The following is an 18689-nucleotide window of genomic DNA, read 5'->3' as shown; positions in this document are numbered from 1 at the left end:
TTTGAAACTTCTATCAGATTTTATAAAACAAACAAGACAGCTTCTTAAATTTTATACTCTTTAAGAAGCTGTCTTGCTTAGCTTTGCAATGCAATTAATTTTCTTTCTTCTTTAACCTGATAACATTCCATGAGAATTTGGGCAATATGGATGTTAAAACATTGCCTTCTATCTTTGAATTTCCACCTTTGTGGGGCACAACATTGTCAGGCTTATCTTGAGTGTTTCCTTTGTAAATATCATCACTTTCATATACAATGTGCTCCACAACCTCAAAGCCTTCAAAACCATCAAGCTTAAATTCAACTTGCATCTCCTCTTCTAAATCTCTGTTGACTGCAAAGACTGTTATTTCATTCTTTTCCTCATTGTATGTTGCAACTGTTTCAATGTATGGAACATCAGTAAAGTCTTTTGAATCATATTTAGGAGAATTTACCTTAGGAAGCAGTGCTACTCCATGTCCAAAGTTTGCAGCATGCATGAAAGGATAATAGATTACCTGTCTGTAAGCAATTCCACCTTTTACAGTGGTAATTGGGGCAATTACATTTACAAGCTGTGCCATGCACGCCATCTTGATTCTATCACAGTGTTTCAAAAGCGCAATCAGCATGCATCCTACCAAAATTGCATCTTCGAACACATAATCTTCTTCAGCAATAGCACGAACTTGAGCCCAGGGTTCTGCTTTCTGGTCTTTTCCCTCAAGATGAGCATGGTACCATACATTCCATTCGTCAAATGAGATATTAACAACCTTTTTGCTTCTCTTTTTAGCCTTTATATAGTCAATTGTTGATATAACTGTTTTGATAAACTCTTCCATTTCAAGCGATTTTGCAACAAAATTCTTTGTGTCCTTTTCAGGATTTCCATAATACACATGTAGAGAAACATAATCTACAAGGTCATATGTGTGGTCCAAAACAATTGCTTCCCACTCAGGAAATGTTGGCATTTTGGGCCCAGAGCTTCCCGCTGCAACAAGCTCAATACTTGGGTCTATCCACTTCATAACCTTTGCTGTCTCTCTTGCAAGTCTTCCATACTCATATGCAGTTTTATGACCTATCTGCCAGTCCCCGTCCATCTCGTTCCCAAGACACCATACTTTTATGTTGTGCGGCTGCTGATAACCATGCTGACGTCTCAAATCACTGTAGTATGTGCCGCCTGGGAAGTTGCAATACTCAAGTAAGTTTCTTGCTGCATCAATTCCCCGTGTACCAAGGTTTACTGTCATCATAACAGAGGTGTTTGCTCTTTTTGCCCATTCAATAAATTCGTTTACCCCAACCTCATTTGTCTCAATTGCTCTCCACGCAAGCTCAAGTCTTCTCGGTCTTTTTTCTTTTGGACCCACACCATCTTCCCAGTTATACCCCGACACAAAATTGCCGCCAGGATATCTTACAATAGGAACATTCAGCTTACGAACAAGTTCTAAAACATCTTTTCTAAACCCCATTTCATCAGCCTGCGGATGGTCTGGTTCATAGATTCCCGTGTATATTGCTCTTCCCATGTGCTCCAAAAATGAACCGTAGATTCTCTTGTCTACCTGTCCAATTACAAACTCCCTATCATAGAGTACCTTTGTTTTTTTCATGTGAACTATTCCTCCTTTGGTTAGAATTGTTTTTTTAGCCTTTTGCAGAAACGCTCAAGATGAGCGTTATCAAGCTTTACATAGAATAAAAAAAGTCTGGTCACCCTCCTCATAATTGTAGTAAAATATGATTATATAAAACAAATCTTCTACTATGAGGAGGGTTCCAAAATGTTCAACACCAAACCTAAACAACTTTCATTTTTAGATTTATTCTCCCACCTAAAGGCTTTGGCTTTCTACAAGCCTGAAAGCCTCTTGGGCTTGTTCAATAAATTCATCGACTTGTCAAACTACATACCTTCTTCTTTCTACAATGCTTACTATAAACACTTTGGCAAGCATAGATACTTCTCCTTAGAATCTATGCTTCTGTGCTTCCTTGTCCAAAAATTACTCAAACTAAATACCCTTACACAGCTTCGCGCTGTTCTTCTTAACTCCTATGAACTCCGTTTATTTTGTAACTTAAATGGCAATGTCCCCTCTATTTCTACTTTCTCTCGCTTCAGAAAACTATTTAACAGTGAAATCCACAAACTTTTTCAAAATATCTCTATCCATGCACACAATCTTGCCATCCAACAATACCCTCAAGATTCTTCAATCTTAATCTTCGACACAACAGGTATTGTCCCAAAGGTTCGTGAAAACAATCCTAAATTCATTCATCTACTGCTGAAAAATACCTCAAAAGCTAACCCTGAACTTCCCTCTGAAAAAGTCTACTTCTGCTGTTTATTCTTCTCTGCCCAAAACTGCTGCTGCCAATTCCAATATCCGTCTTATGTTCACAAATTGCCATTTCTGCTGGGCTTTGAAATTTGCTGTCATTACAAATGCTTCTGGTATCCCTTTAGCTTTAGTTCCCCTATTTAACTATGATTCTACTTCCTCTGACCCACATCAAGAAAAAGCTATCTCCGACTTCTGCCGCTTTAATTCCTTCGCTCGAAACTCTATTCTCCTACATCCCCAATAATTTCTCTACCATCAATCGCTGACAGTGCTTTGGATTCCCACAACATATACTCCACTTTAAAAAATACTTTTAACTTCTCCAAAATCGTTATCCCTCTAAATACAAGAGCTTCTAAAAATACTACACCTACATCAGACCCCAATATCGTTATTTCTGAGGATGGTGCTTCTTCTTGTAAAAAGTTCAATCAACCTTTTAAACCTGAAGGCAAATGTCAGGGTAAAAATCGCTCTTTGCGCCTTAAATGGACTTGCCCTATGTCACAATACAAAGATGGCAAACGTGTCTGCTCTTGCCCTCAACCTTGTACTACCTCTAAATCAGGTAGAATGTTCTACACTTACCCTGACGATTTTCGCTCTTTCCCAGGTATAAACAGAAATTCTCAAGAGTTTTTAGACCTCTACAAAAAACGTGTCGCTGTAGAGCAGACTATTTACCACTTAAAATCCTACATGGGTTCTGATACTATCTCTACTTATGACCATATTTCTATTTTCTCTGATTTCTTGCTATCTGCCATTACTTTTTCGCTCTTGTTTATCCTCGCTCACAACATTAAGCTTTATTGCTTCTTTATTGACTATCAAAAAGCTTAACAAACTCAAAAAACTTATCGCTTAAAACCACTATTTTTATTGAATAATTGACCTACAAAAAATTTATGGTTTTGTTTTTTATTTAGCCTTCTAAAATCAAGAAGTTTAGAAGGTTTAGGGTACTATTGTCTTTTTTAAAGTTGTTAATTTTCGTCATATGTTTGTTGCTGATTAATCTTGTTGGTATTGATAATATTTGGTTATCATTTTGCTTTTCTTTTTGTATCTTGATTGTATTTCATGTTAGTATTGGCATCTCTTACCTTCAATCACCACCCATTTTGCAAACGCCTATTAGAATTGTTTTATTAGCCTTTTGCAGAAACGCTCAATAATATCTCAATCCATGTACACAATATTTTTCTCTAACAATCTCCTGAACTTGCTTCAACCTTAATCTTTGATACAACTGGCATCGCCCCACAGGTCCGTGAAAACAACCCTAAATTCATTCAATCTTTCTTGAAAAATACATCAAAAAGCTAATCCTGAACTTTCTTTTGACAAAATCCTAAGCACAGTATTCATGTTGTGTTTGGCCTATTCATCAATTAAAAAGTATACGGTATATTTTTCTTGATCAATGTAACAAAGTGGTAAAAAGAATATATCCTCAATCTGACCTTGAGTTGTATATAATAACGGTCCATAACCTCTTTTATCAATTGGTACAATTATCTCTTCTATCTTTCTTTCACCAATATAGATCTTCCTTCTCCTTTCACAAAGTCCTGCTAATACAACAGGACCTATCATGAAAGCTACTTGCTGCGGATCATCTGGCATCGAACAAGTCTCAACTGCTTTGTAGAAAGTAATCTTTATCTTCTCATTGTTCCATCTTTGCGTTAATTGGATGTATGGAGAATCGTCAGCAGCATAATATGAGTTTCCGTTTATTTCTATTTCTACTTTCTTAGCCCACCAAGGTTTTCTTATTGCAAGCTCAAATTCTACAGGACTCTTACATTGAATCTCTATATATATTTCATCCTTTTCTGCTGTATAGGCAAAACTTCCATGTTTTCTTTCAAAGTATTGAGTTATTGTAATGTCGTTTCCTTTGTCATCTTTCCAAGTTACAGAAGAAGGTATAAACTGGCTTATTACTATCCCATTTTGGCTCTTGTAATAGATTAGATCATTGTAAATAGTATGTGCTTGCACCAACGTCCCATGACAACACCAAAAATCATTTGTTGGTGTTCCCCATCTCTTTTGACTACCTGGCATTAGCGGAAGATAATATGTGACCATTCCATCTTTTAGCCTCTGTTGAGCAAACAATCCATTATAAATATTTCTTTCTATATAATCGCTATATCTCTTATCCCCTGTCCATCTAAACAGAAATTCAGCCAAGCGTATCATATTATAAACTACACAATGCTCTTGATTTGTTGTTCCAAGATAATTTTTTATTTTTTGCTTAGGTGTCCAAACTTCTCCTAATGTCTGCCCACCCGTGCAAAAATACCCCCGTTCATCCACTGCTTCCTTCCAATAAGATTCAACTATTTTTCTAAACTTTTCTTCTCCTGTAATTTCCCATACTCTCGCCGCTCCATGTATCTCTGGTATAGTAGTATTTGCATGTTTACCTGTTAATACATCTTCACCCATTAATAATCTGTCAAATAAGCGACCTCTGTAATAACGTTCCATTAAATCTTTATATTTACTGTCTTTTGTTATATCATATAGTTCTGCCCAAATCTCAAGCATACCACCAGTTTCATAATCGAGAATATCGTCCATCTTTTCCCGTGAAAATTGTCCACTCCATCTATAAAACCAATTAGCCCATTTATCTGCTATTTCTAATGCTTTTTGATTTGACGCATACTTATACATATCTACAAGTCCCATAAAGGTTTTATGGACAGTATAGTGTGGTGCCCATACATACTTTCCGCGTGCCATCCACTCAAAATATTTTTCTGGAATGGAACCTACCCATTCTCCACCATTTTCTCTTTGGCATTTCTCTAATTCATTAATAATATAATCTGCCTTTCCTTTTATCTCTTCATCTCCAAAATTTGCATATATTTTTGCTGCTGCTGATAACCAATGTCCCAAAAAATGCCCTCTTAATTGGCATGTTGGTGACTCCCAACCACCATGAATATCTTGTGGCAAAAAACTCCAGCTTACTAATCCAGATTCCAAGTAGAAATTCTGAAGTAAGTTTTCAGTTTTTAGAGAAAGCATGTAGTTCCTATTTATCTCAAATCTTCTGTAAAATTCACTCTCATTGAGAAGAGATGCTTTTAAAGGAATTAAAATTTGACCATGTCCCTTCATAACTTTCTCCCCTTTTCATCTTTTTTTGATTTTCTCAAAATATTTCTTGTTTTCTTTAAATTTTATTATCGAAATATAAACAATGTAGTTCTTTATATTACTCCTATCGTTTCGCTCTACCACATCGCGGCAGGTGCCTATCAATTAACAAATATATGTACAGAAGTGTTTTTTTTATTTTTTTAATTTTTTATTACTATCATTTTCCACTTTTTAATATAATGCAGATATTAATTCCACTCTACTTTTTTATGTTGTGGTAAAGAATAGATGATATGGCTCTATCTTTTCATAAGTTATTATTAAGTGTTACTTACTGGCGTCAATTTATACGCTTTACCGCCTTCAGCAAAAAACATAAAACCAATTTGTGTTTTTACTATCGGGACTGATGAACCCTCACATTCTACTTTCAGTAATTCACCAACCACTTCAATAGGTCCAGTAAACTGTGGTGTAACAACAGCCTCAACAAGTTTTCCCCCTTTCCATTTTATATCAACTTCATGTCCCCCACGCGCGCGTAAGCCTTTGACACTACCTTCCTGCCAAGAAACTGGCAATGCAGGAAGAAAATGTACCGCAATATGACTTTGTAACAAACATTCTGCTATACCTGCTGTAGCACCCAGGTTACCGTCTATCTGAAAGATTGGAGTAGCATTCAGTAAATTACGAGCAGTTGAATCAATAAGCATTCTACGAATAAGTTTATCTGTCATTTCACCATCCAAAAGCCGGGCAAAAATATTAATATACCATGCCAACGGCCAACCCTTTTTGCCAGCACCATGTTCCATTCGAAGTTCCAGCGATTTTCTTACAGCATTCATTAATTCTGGTGTATCCCTCCAATTGATTCCCTTACCAGGATAACAAGCGAATAAGTGAGAAACATGACCCATACCCGGTGTGAGCTCAGGATATTCCTGATCCCACTCAAGTAACTGACCTTTCGAACCAATTTTATCCTTAGGTAACCGCTGACTAATTTCTAACCATTTTTCGGTTAATTCTTGGTCCACACCTAAAAGATTTGCTGCCTCAATACAAGCTGCAAAAAGTTCGCGCAATATCTGATTGTCCATTGCAGGACTTACGCACATAGGCGTATCATATCCATCTGGTAAGATGTAACGATTTTCAGGTGATACTGAAGGACATGTCACAAGCTTTCCATCTACTTCGATCAAGAAATCTTCATAGAACATTGCAATATCGCGTAAAATTGGATACATTTCTCGCAGAAAATTTAAATCTTTCGTGAACAAGTAGTGTTCCCATACATGTAAACCGAGCCATGCCCCACCGATCACCCAAGGTGTAGCAGCCATATATCGATCCTGCGGTGCACAGTCACCATAAAAATCTGTGTTATGGTGACAGACCATACCGCGCATACCATACATAACACGTGCCGTCTCTCGTCCTTTTTCGTGCATCTTTCCCAACAATTCCATAAGAGGCATATGCAGTTCAGAAAGGTTACAAATCTCCACAGGCCAATAATTCATTTGCAAGTTGATATTTAAAGTATATTTGCTATCCCATATCGGCATGAAATCGGCATTCCATATTCCCTGCAAATTTAGCGGTGCGCTTCCCTCGCGACTACCAGATACAATAAGGTAGCGACCAAGTTGGAAATACAATGCTGCCAGTGCAGGGTCGTTATCCCCCGCCCGAAGCGCTGCGATTCTTTCATCAGTCGGTTTATCTGGTGACGGGCCTAGATCCAGTACACATCGCCACATCAAATTTGAAAAATCATTTATATGTTCCTCGCGTAAAGCCACATAACCTTTCTTCTCTGCTGCGTCAAGAAGTCTGAATACTTCTGAAACAGGATCTTCTGAGCGATTAGTAGTTGATGATGCCAAATACAATATCACTTCTCCACAATTCCGTGCAAGCAGCTGAGAAACAGGATTTTGAAGTTTGCCATCACATACAACCCGTACTGCAGTAGCAAACTCTACTCCACTTTCATTCCCACGCATAAGTATTGTACGTTCATCCATAGTACGGATAAAATCGACATTGACTGTCGGCCACCCTCTTCTTACTCGTTGTCCAGGTCTACGTTCGTCTGGAACTGTCTCATCAGATATAACTGTACGGTCTAACATAATATCCATATTAATTGTTCCCGGCTTTTCGCTTACAAAACGAATACACATAACTTGTGCAGGATAGCTAACAAACATTTCTCTACAGTAACGTACACCTGCCTGCCTATGAGTGATACTAAGTATCCCATTCATAAGGTCAAGATCACAATAATAATCCTCACAGCCATTGCTATTTGGAATCCATCCCGTAGCAAACGGCAAATGTTGATTCAATGCAATGTCCAATTCGCCTAACGTTGTATAGTGTCTCATAGAAGCAGGTGTACCTACCATATATTGCATAATAAGTTCCTCGGCGTGATACAAATCACCTACAAGCACTAATCTTCGAATTTCTGGAAGCTTTTCTTTCAACGAAGGGTTGTTGCGATCGATAAATGTACCAGACCATAATGAGTCATCATTTAGTTGAATGCGCTCAACAGCTGTGTGACCATAAACCATTGCACCAAGTCTACCGTTACCCAGCGGAAGTGCTTCGTACCATGTACTAGCCGGTTTGTAAAAGGAAAGATGATAAGGGTGCTTCATTAAAATTGTTCCTCCTCAATACATTATTTTTATTTTTGTTTTTCAAAAGCTGCACTAAATCAAGCATTTACTATTTTTACTATTAAAAGATTTTTGAGTTGCCACTTTGGCTACTTTACTTAGAGAAATTATCACAAGAGATAACTTTTTCTTCTCCTATATTTCCTTTTATTTCAATATAACTGCCCTTATATTTTAGAACAACAGTTTCTCTAAACCCCAGAATAATTTCTGCCTTCTTTAATACGCCATTCTCCCAATAAATGTCAATTATATGTCCCCCTCTTGCTCTTAATCCTTTTATATATCCGCTTTTCCAATCACTTGGAAGTGCAGGTAAAAGTTCAATCGTGTCGTCACATGACTGCATAATCATCTCTGCAATACCAGCAGTTGTTCCAAAATTTCCATCAATTTGAAACGGTGGATGGTTGTCAAGCAAATTGGGCAAAGTTGATTTTTTGAGAAGTTCTAAAATATTTTCATAAGCTTTATTCCCTTCTTTAAGCCTTGCCCAGAAACATATAATCCAAGCCCTGCTCCAACCAGTATGTCCAGAACCATGTTCAAGTCTCCTTTGCAGCGTTTTCTTTGCAGCTTCAAAAAGCTGTGGTGTTTTTTCAAAAGTTATTTGATTCTCAGGATAGAGTCCAAACAAATGAGAAATGTGCCTGTGCCCCGGCTCTGCTTCTTCGTAATCTTCTATCCACTCTTGAATTTGCCCATATTTACCTATTTTTAACGGCGGAAGTTTATTTAGTGCATATTCTATTTTTTCAACTATCTCATCATTCAATTTTAATACATCATTGGCTTTTTTTATCTTATCAAAAAGTGCGGTAATTATTTGAATATCCATAGTCGGCATATATGTCATACTATATACATCGCCATTCAGTTTATAGCTATTCTCTGGTGAACATGAAGGACATGTTACAAGATAGCCGTTTTTATCTTCAATGAGATAATCTAATAAAAACAGCGCTGCTTCCCTCATTAAATAGTAGTATTTTTTTAGAAAATCTAAATCTCCTGTGTATTCATAATGATCCAATATATGAAGACAAAGCCAGGCAGCCCCCATCGGCCAATATGTTGCAGGGATGTAAATATCCTGCGGTGCAGTATCTCCCCAAATATCTGTGTTATGATGCGCACAGAATCCTCTACATCCATACATTCTCTGGGCAGTAATCTTACCGTTTTCATACATTTTCTCTAGTAAATCAAATAAAGGCATATGACATTCTGAAAGATTACAAACCTCAGCAGGCCAATAGTTCATCTGTAGATTAATATTTATTGTATACTTACTGCCCCAAGGTGGCTTCATCTCTTTATTCCAAATTCCCTGCAAATTTGGTGGCAGACACCCTGGGCGGCTACTTGATATTAGCAAATATCTTCCAAATTGAAAAAGAAGTACAATTAATTCTTCATCTTTATATCTTTCTTTTAACAAGTTAATCCTCTCTGGAGTTGTCAATTCAGTACGTTTGTTAGTATTTTCTGTATCGATATAAAACTCAACTCTGTCAAACAATGATTTGTAATCTTCTGTATGCCTCTTATATAGTTCTTCAAAATCATGTTTAGATGCTTGTTCTAGCGTTTTCACACACCAGTTAAAATAATCTTTCGCTTTGTAGCTGGTTGTTGAAGTAATTAAAAGTACAACCTCAGTTGCATCTTTTACAAACAAATTATCACCAATTGTATAAACATCTCCATCTTTCGACACTGCCTTTAATACAGCAGAAAAAGAAACTCCTCTCCCACTACCAGCTGAGCATTCTATAAATATTTTATCATTATCTACTCTTCCACACCTATCTATGTCTTCTTGATACTCACGTCTAAATTTTGCTCTCAAGAAGAGTGCTCCTTTTTTGTTACAGCATATCTTTACTACAATTACCTTATCTGGATAAGAAGAAAAGTAAATCTTTTCATATCTGATATCATCTACATCAAATTCAACTTTACAAGTAGCATTTGAAATATCAAGATATCTGGTATATCTTTCAACTTTATCTGCCTCAATCCCTTCAAAATATATATCAAGGTACCCTAACGGTTCATAATTTCCTTGGCTATGAGGTGTCCCAGAAAGAGCAAAAACAGAAAGCTCTTCAGCTCTTTTTATATTGCCTTCTAAAATGCTTTTTCGTATCTCAGGTAAATATTTTATAGCATCAGGATTTTCTCTTCTTCGAGGACCACATGACCAAATACTTTCTTCATTTAATTGGATGGTTTCATATTCAACTCCACCATAAATCATAGCACCCAAGCTTCCATTACCTATTGGAAGTGCCTCTTCCCAACAGCTTGCAGGTTTATCGAAAATTATTTTTAAGCTTTGCGAATTCATAATGACACCTCTTTAAAAATTTTTTGAACCTATTCGGTATATTTTTTACTTAATAGTTAATTGTTATAGCCACCACTGAATGTGGAAGTATATCAAATTCAAATTTAACTGCTTTTTCACTTATTTTTTCACAAGAAATTTGTTCTTTTTTAATTTCTGAAACTTTTATTAATTCTTCTATTTGTTCTTTTGTAAGATATCCGGGGCTGCCCATCTCAACCCACTTTCTCTTGGGATTTGCATTATATTCATCTATCCTTTCTAATATTACTGTATTACAATTTTTTAGACCTTCAACTACTACCTTTATATTTTCAGTTTTTATAGGTGATAGTGGAACATTATGATTCGAAACTATTAACACTATTTCCTCATCATTACTTGTAGCAATACAATCAATAGTCTCACTCTCATCCTTTGTTTTTATTTCAATCCTCTCTCCACTTAGCTTATTCAAAATTTGAAACGCTCTGTATGACGGTTTTGGTATACCGTGAATATTCAAAAGTCCAAATCCTCCATGGAAAGGCAATGAACTCTGCCCGCATTCCTCAAATATGTCTGTAAACGTCCAGTATGAATAACAGCCCAATGGCAAATCAACAATATCTATTATGGTCTTCACAATAAATGCCGCATCATATGGAATGTCATGGTATGGATCTCGCGGACTTGGCGAGTTGTTCCATTCAGTATAATAAACAGGCAATGGTGATGCCTCACTCAAAGCTTTCTTTACCCTGTCAGCCAGTTCTCCTCTCTTTGCCTTTGCCATAGCCTCTTCCATGTTTGAACTTGTGCTGAATGCTAAATCTGTCGGATACTGGTGCGTAGAAATAAAATCTATCGGCACACCGTTTTTTGCACAAAAATCTTTAAGCTCTGGTATCCATGCATCTATTGCTGAAGCCGGTCCTCCCACTTTTAGTTCAGAATCCACTTTCTTGATTGCAAATGCCGCATGTTTGTATAGCTCAAAATACTCTTCCATTGTCCCTGCCCAGAAAAAGTCTTTTAAATTTGGTTCATTCCATACTTCAAAAAACCATTCCCTTACTTCATTTTTGCCGTATCTTTTAACAAGATGTCTTGCAAGCTCCTCAACAAGCTGTCCCCACTCTTCATATGATTTTGGTGGAGTTATATTGCCTTTGTAATGAAAAACTGTCTTTGTCCCGGACGCTAATGCTTCAGGCATAAAGCTCAGTTCTATGAAAGGTTTCATCCCAATATCCAATAAAAAGTCAATTATAGAATCGATGTTGAAAAATGAGAACCACAGCTTGCCTTCATCATTTCTAAAACAAACACTCATATCATCATTAAGCCAGCCATGAAATCTAACATATTCAAACCCAATCTCCTGCCTGCACTTTCTTAACTGATTTCTCCAATCTTCTCTCAGTGCAGTTGCAGCGTGACAGCTCCCAACACATTTTGTCCAGAATTTATTCACTTTTCCTAGTTTTTGCTGAAGGAAAATTGTTATTTCCATCTATTCCCCTCCTGTTTTTATTTAGTTTTATAAATTTATTATTTTTCCAAGTATTGATTTAGAAAAACCTCTATACGTATGATCAAAAACTATTATTTTTGTTTTATCGAATTCTATTTCACCCGTATGTTGTACTACATATGGATATACTTTAAGTTCAGAACCAGCAACACAATATATAGGTATTCTTTCTAGTGGGAAATAAACATCTTTTAGTAAAATAGGACCTTTAATAAATTCTCCTGACCAAAAATCTATCCAATTTCCTTTGGGCAAATAAATGTTTCTTTTTCCAGCAGAATTTATTATCGGCGCTACTAAGAAAATATCACCGCAATAAAATTCATCATCAATGTACCAACAATATTCATCATCAGGATGATGAATAAGCAACGCTCTTATAAATGGATAACCTGTCTTTGTAACTTTTTCTCCCTGCTCAACAAAATATGGTATTAATGCATAACGTAATTTCCACCATTCTCTAATAATATCTGATACATTAGGATAATTATAGGGTTCTCGTGGTGAAGTCCCGTGATATCGAATATGAGAAGTAAATACTGCAACCTGAGTCCAGCGAACATAAATATCATCATCCGGCCAATTATTCATAAAATCTGGAAGGCCGTGAAATCCAGGAACATCATGACTCCAAAAACCAAATCCTGATACTCCAAGATGTAAACCACCTCGAATTGTAGCCGCCAAACCATCCCATGTACTACTACTATCACCACCCCAATGAACTGGATATCGTTGACATCCTATCCAGCCTGCTCTTGCCCATATAATTGCTTGTCCTTTTCCTTTAACTTCTTCTGTGATTTCAAAAGCTGCCTTTTGATAAAGTAACGAGTAAATATTATGTAACTTCTTTGGTTCCATTGAAAAATATTCCGCATTCATATCTATATTTTCGCCAAAATCCGTTTTAATAACATCTACACCTAAATCAAATAAGTTTTTCAATAAATTTTGATACCACTTAACTGCTTTTGGATTTGTAAAATCAATTACTCCTCTATATTCTACATCTCCAAAATTAGATGTGCTCTCTTCAGACATTTTTGTTATTCGAGAAATAAACTTATTTTCTATTGCTACATTATAATGTTTTGTTTCAGCCGCAACTTGAGGAAGCTGCCAAACAGAAATTTTGAAACCCATTTTATGCATGTTCTTAATATACTCCTGAGGATTTGGAAACCTCTCTTCATCAAATTCCCAATCACACTGCCAATCTTTCTTAAACCATCCAGTATCTAAATGAATCACATCACAAGGAAATCCATTTTCTCTCAATTTTTTCGCAACATCTAAAGTCTCTTCAGCAGAAAAATAAGACATTCTACTCATCCATATTCCATAAGACCAAGCAGGAACCTTTCGAGGAAAACCAGTAATTCTTCTATAATTGTAAATAATTCTTTCTGGTTCCCCTCCACCTATAAAAAATAAATCCAATACATCATCCTCTATTAAGGCTTGTACTGCTCTTGTTGATATATCAGCTAATGAAAGTCTTACATGAGCAGAGGTCATTATAAGTAACCCATAACCTTTACTCGATATATAAAACGGAACATTTTTATATGCTCTCCGATTATTAACTCCTAAAGCATCATTATTTTCTAAAATTATTGTTTTTCCTGCAAGATTCATAGGAGCAAATCGCTCCCCTGTTCCAGCAAATTTTTCATTATATTCTGAGTGAAGCGCAAAAACACACCTATCTGCTTTTCCATCATGTTCTACATATCCTAAACTCACAGATTCAACAATACCTGGCGTAAATGTATCGTTAGCCAAAAAAGATACAGCTATTATTCCGTCAGGAAATATTTTTGCATTAAAAAAATATTGTGGTTCAGGATGTAAATTACTCCATTTTCTTACTGGTTTCTTAATATTATTTACTTTCATTCTTACAACTTTATTATCATCTACTATATCCCATCCATTCTTATTTTTTATTACATAAAGTTTTTCTTGCTTTAACGATGGGGCCCATTCTATCATAGGATTATTATTGTCTTCCATAAACTTTCCACCAAAAGAAATAGAACACCTTACAATTGCATCATCATATGCTTTTACTTCCATATAATAATATTTCTTTTCTTTACTATTGTCTGGAACAAACACTTCTTTCTTTTGAGCTTGAAAAGGTATTTTTATAATCACAGAACCATCACTTTGCTCATATACTTCTTCAGCCATTTCAGCAATCCATAAAATATCATTTTTGGCTTCAGGTAAATCAAAATCTAACATGTCATACTTAAAAGAATTTTTTTGTTTCACCTCTTCTACGCCTCCTCGATATTTTTTAAAATTAAGCAGGGGCTTTAAACCCCTGCTTAATTACAAATTACATACCTTTTTTCTTAGCCAAATCTTTTAAATGGTTTTGGTACATAACTTTTCTTACCTGCTCTAAGCCTGCATTCTTCATTTCTTTCAATGCACTTTCATAAGCCTTCTTAAAAGTATTATCATCTTTAGCTAATACCATCTGTACAAGATATTTGTTCCATATGTTTTTGATTTTCGCATAAAAAACTCCTTCTTTAGTAGTTGGATCCGGGTCAAGATTATCAAGACCTAGATTCCAAATATCTACACCATAACGTGCAACTGATCTTAAGTAATCTTCATATTCCTTGGGTGCCATTGCTATTCTTTGCCATCCTGCCCATTTTGATCTCCACATTAGCAATCTTCTCTCAAATCCATATTTAGTATCTAAAGTTTCTGGTTTTTCCTGTAATTCTTTTAATACTTCTGGTTTGTATCTCGGCATTCCATTTTTATCGATATAATATGTCACATCTTTTTTACCAAACAGATTTGTCAATTGTCCTTCATCGCTCCAACTATATTCAAAATATCGTATTATCCTTCCCGGATTTTTAGCATTTTTTGTAACCATAGAACCAACCCAACCTGCTCCTCTACCACCTGCAAACTGAGGATTCTTACCCTTATATTTAAAATACGGCAATGGCATATATGTCCTACCTTCATCTTTGGTAAGTTTCAAAATTTTGGGATTGTGCTGCTTCCAAATATCAATTGGGAATCGAGCTATAACAGCGTATTGAGCTGATTCTACTAAATCTTGATAATTTTCATGCTTCATCATCAATTCGTATGATGTTATTAACCCTTCTCTATAAATCTTATTCAAGAATCTTACAGCCTCAACAAAATTCTGATTTTCAAAAATAAATTTTATATTTCCTTTTGAATCTAGATAGATGTCTCTACCATATGTTTCTGGAGCAAAAATACCTGCAAAAAATGCTAAAGTTAAGCTTCCTGTAAGTCCCCACTGATTAACATCAACTGGTGGTTCTATTGCAAATGGTTTTAAATTGGGATACTTTTTCTTTATTGTTCTCAGTAAATTAAGAAAATCATCTGTTGAATTAATTTTTGGATTTCCTAAAGCTTTATATATTCCTCTTTGAATAAACAATGGTCTTGCGTTATGCTTTTCTAAACCTTGTTCATACTCTTCTTTGGTAGTGAAGAACGATGGAATATAATAAAGCTTACCATCATCAAATTTGTGATATTCTTTTACTTCTTTTGGTATCATATCCCAAAATTCTGGTGCATATTTTTGACATAATTCGTTTACCGAATAAATTTTTCCTGCCTTAATCAGTCTTTTTGTTTCTGGAGCATACCATTCAAGAACCATAGCATCAGGCAAATTATTAGAAGCGATCATAACATTAAGATACTGTTTTTCATCACCCGTTGGAACAATTATATTTGGTGTAACACCAGTTGCTTCTGTGATCCATTTTTCTACTAACGTTCCATTCCAACGATAAAACGAACCCCATGCACCAAAAAAATACAAATCAAATTTAAAAGGCGAGGTATCTTTTTGCCAAGAATATTTTACCTTTATATTCTTTGTTGTTTTATTAGATGAAGCAGCTTTAACCTCATATTTATAAACATATCCAATGGAGACTAAAGAAACTATTAAAGCGAAAACCAGAATTATTGATATCAATTTGCAATACTTATTTTTCATTTTTTCATCCTCCTTTTTTCTCTGAAATTGTTAATTTTTAAATTTTATCATTTAGCCTTTTCCCAAATACTGAAACAAACATTAAACCTTTAATTAATAAACCTTCGAATCAAGATGAATCGTTTAGCCACATATTTATAATCACCTCCTTAATCAGAATTAACAAACTACAAATAAACCAAAATTTAATCCTTCAAAGCACCTATCATTATACCTTTGACAAAATACTTCTGAAGAAATGGATAAACTATTGTTATAGGAAATGTAGTAACTACCATAGTAGTCAGTCTTATAGATGTGGATGTTATACCTGTTGTCGAAACAAATCTCCCAGCTTCTGCTGCACTTGCAGTAGCTGACTGAATAGCCCTAACTAAATATAATGGTAATGTTTCTAATTTTCCTTCTCCGTATAACAACGCATCAAACCAAGAATTCCAATGCCATACACCATTAAACAAAGCAATTGTAGCAAGTATGGGTAAACTTAGAGGAAGAATCAATTTAAAAAAGATTATAATATCATTTGCCCCATCTATCTTGGCAGATTCTTCTATTTCGACAGGTATCCCTTTGAAAAATGAATACATAATAAACGCATTATAAGCATTGAACAAATTAGGAATAATAAAAACAAGAAAGTTACCTGCTAAATTTAAAAAACGTGTTATAAGTAAATATGTAGGAATTAATCCTCCACTGAAGTACATAGTGACTATCGCCATTTTTATAAATAACTTTCTTCCTATTAACCATTTCCTTGAAATACCATATGCAAATGCAGCAGTAAATAATACAGCTGTTGCACTTCCTATTACTGTTCTTGCAACTGTTATAAACGTCGCATTTAAAATAGCCTTCTCTTGAAAAATATATATGTAATTGACCACTGAAAATTTTCTAGGCCATAAATATACAGGACCTTTTAATAAATCTATAGGATCGTTAAAAGAAGAAATTATAATGTAATAAAATGGATATAATGTAATTATTACTATTATAAGCATAAACAAATTGTTTAAAATGTCGAAAACAATATCGCCAGTACTTCTTCTTCTAATTCTCACCTTTACTCCTCCTTACTGCATCTATTAATACAAACTTTCGCCCGTAAGCTTTTTTGATATTGAATTAGCACAAACTAACAAAACAACTGCAGCCACTGATCTAAATAACCCTACTGCTGTAGCATATGAAAATCTAGATAAAACAATACCTATCTTAAATGTATAAGTATCAATAATCTCAGTAGCATCTTGAATTGCTCCATTTGACAAAAGATACATTTGTTCAAACATTCCATAATTAGTCATTATTCCTGCAATGTTGAATATCAGTAATATAATGATAGTAGGTTTTATTGATGGTAAAGTAACATACCTTATTCTTGCAAATCGGCCCGCTCCATCAACTATTGCAGCTTCAAACAATGTTGGATCTATATTTGTAATAGCTGCAATAAATATTATTGCATTCCAACCAAATGACTTCCATAAATTACTCAACACTACTATAGGTGGAACAAAGTCAGGTGTTACAAGAAATGGTATCGGCTTGTCAATTATATGAAGTTTAAGCAATATATCATTTACAATGCCATTATCAGCCAAGATAATATAAATATAACCAATCACAAAAACCCAAGAAATGAAGTACGGCAAATAACTAACTGTCTGGACAAATCTTTTATACCACATACTTTGTATTTCATTTAGTAAAATAGCAAATAAAATTGCAAACGGGAAACCAACAATTAAATTCAATACACTATAATAAATTGTATTCCAGAACGCCTGCCAAAAATATTTGTCCATAAACATTTCTTTAAAATTATCTATTCCTACCCATCTACTTTCTAAAAATCCTTTCAAAGGACCTAAAAAAGGATCATATTCTTTAAAAGCTATAATTAAACCTAGCATTGGTAAATAATTAAAAATTATCATCCATAAGACTACAGGTAATACTAATATCATAATATAACGTTGAGCCCATATATTCTTCCAATTAATTCCCTTATTATTATTGATTGAAGATTCCATAATTATATCTCCTTTCATTTGCAATATAGTTGGTTTATTATTTAACTTCTCAATAAAACATTTTATTTTTGTTCAATACCTTTGTACTATTTTGCAAATAACAATCATTTTTTGTTCTCCTTATTATTCCTCTAATGATTCTCTTACACCACCATATCTACCATCTATAGTAGATCTAACTCCAACCTTGGGATAGTCTTCAACGAAACGTTTTTCGCCAAAGTTAATTGTGTATTCATCCCTTTTATTTTGCATATTTAAAACCCTTTCATAAGGTATTTTTAGAAATTTGATGTCATGTTTGCTTGAGCTGCTGAGGAACTGCATGAAAAATCTTTTTAGACTCACTTTTTTTAAATCTCATTCTTTCTAACTGCCCGAGATGTATGTCACACTCATGAAACGTTTTATATTTAGCATACACATACTATTTTTCTCTTTGCTAAAATTATAATTCATCATCTTCTAAAAGTCAAGCATAATTTATAATTTGTTATGAAACTTAAATTGCAATATTAAATGCGACACATTTTTTGGAAACCCGAATGATGTTGGATT

At 34.8% G+C, this 18689-nt stretch carries 10 protein-coding genes and 2 pseudogenes; 2 read left to right on the top strand and 10 right to left on the bottom strand.

The window, feature by feature from the left end; all coding sequences use genetic code 11:
- Positions 1-94: 94 nt before the first annotated feature.
- On the bottom strand, positions 95-1612 hold the full coding sequence (arfA, locus tag CALKRO_RS02925; protein WP_013429622.1) for an arabinosylfuranosidase ArfA: 1518 nt from the start codon (positions 1610-1612) through the stop codon (positions 95-97).
- A gap of 171 nt (positions 1613-1783) precedes the next feature.
- Between arfA and CALKRO_RS13245 the strand changes: the two are divergent.
- Both CALKRO_RS13245 and CALKRO_RS13800 read left to right on the top strand, forming a co-directional pair.
- Positions 1784-3218: pseudogene (locus CALKRO_RS13245) on the top strand (transposase).
- A gap of 308 nt (positions 3219-3526) precedes the next feature.
- Positions 3527-3752 (top strand): annotated as a pseudogene (locus tag CALKRO_RS13800) (ISNCY family transposase); the annotation flags it as partial.
- Here CALKRO_RS13800 and CALKRO_RS02915 read toward each other — a convergent pair.
- The 9 genes from CALKRO_RS02915 to CALKRO_RS13485 form a co-directional block, all read right to left on the bottom strand.
- Complete coding sequence (locus CALKRO_RS02915) at positions 3734-5500, bottom strand: beta-L-arabinofuranosidase domain-containing protein (protein WP_013429621.1); 1767 nt, start codon at positions 5498-5500, stop codon at positions 3734-3736. The pseudogene CALKRO_RS13800 and the gene CALKRO_RS02915 sit on opposite strands and share 19 nt — an antisense overlap.
- A 302-nt stretch (positions 5501-5802) precedes the next feature.
- Entirely contained in the window at positions 5803-8163 is a 2361-nt protein-coding gene (locus CALKRO_RS02910; protein WP_013429620.1) for a glycoside hydrolase family 95 protein, read from the bottom strand.
- Positions 8164-8278: 115 nt separating this feature from the next.
- Positions 8279-10537 carry a glycoside hydrolase family 95 protein gene (locus CALKRO_RS02905; protein WP_013429619.1) on the bottom strand — a complete coding sequence of 753 codons (2259 nt, stop codon included), beginning with the start codon at positions 10535-10537 and terminating at the stop codon, positions 8279-8281.
- Between the two features lie 49 nt (positions 10538-10586).
- Positions 10587-12032, bottom strand: coding sequence for a GH39 family glycosyl hydrolase (locus tag CALKRO_RS02900; protein WP_013429618.1), 1446 nt, complete (start codon positions 12030-12032; stop codon positions 10587-10589).
- Positions 12033-12059: 27 nt separating this feature from the next.
- Positions 12060-14339 carry a glycoside hydrolase family 31 protein gene (locus CALKRO_RS02895; protein ID WP_013429617.1) on the bottom strand — a complete coding sequence of 760 codons (2280 nt, stop codon included), beginning with the start codon at positions 14337-14339 and terminating at the stop codon, positions 12060-12062.
- A 67-nt stretch (positions 14340-14406) separates the two neighbouring features.
- Entirely contained in the window at positions 14407-16089 is a 1683-nt protein-coding gene (locus CALKRO_RS02890) for a type 2 periplasmic-binding domain-containing protein (RefSeq protein ID WP_013429616.1), read from the bottom strand.
- Between the two features lie 185 nt (positions 16090-16274).
- Positions 16275-17156 carry a carbohydrate ABC transporter permease gene (locus tag CALKRO_RS02885; RefSeq protein WP_013429615.1) on the bottom strand — a complete coding sequence of 294 codons (882 nt, stop codon included), beginning with the start codon at positions 17154-17156 and terminating at the stop codon, positions 16275-16277.
- 24 nt (positions 17157-17180) lie between these two features.
- Positions 17181-18065, bottom strand: coding sequence for an ABC transporter permease (locus CALKRO_RS02880; protein ID WP_237699120.1), 885 nt, complete (start codon positions 18063-18065; stop codon positions 17181-17183).
- Between the two features lie 189 nt (positions 18066-18254).
- Positions 18255-18479 (bottom strand): hypothetical protein, encoded by a 225-nt coding sequence (locus CALKRO_RS13485; RefSeq protein ID WP_148222753.1) that lies wholly within the window; start codon positions 18477-18479, stop codon positions 18255-18257.
- Between the last annotated feature and the right edge of the window lie 210 nt (positions 18480-18689).

It is taken from the genome of Caldicellulosiruptor kronotskyensis 2002 (genome assembly GCF_000166775.1).
In the GTDB taxonomy this organism is placed as follows: Bacteria; Bacillota; Thermoanaerobacteria; order Caldicellulosiruptorales; family Caldicellulosiruptoraceae; genus Caldicellulosiruptor; species Caldicellulosiruptor kronotskyensis.
This window is presented reverse-complemented; position numbering and strand designations above follow the sequence as displayed.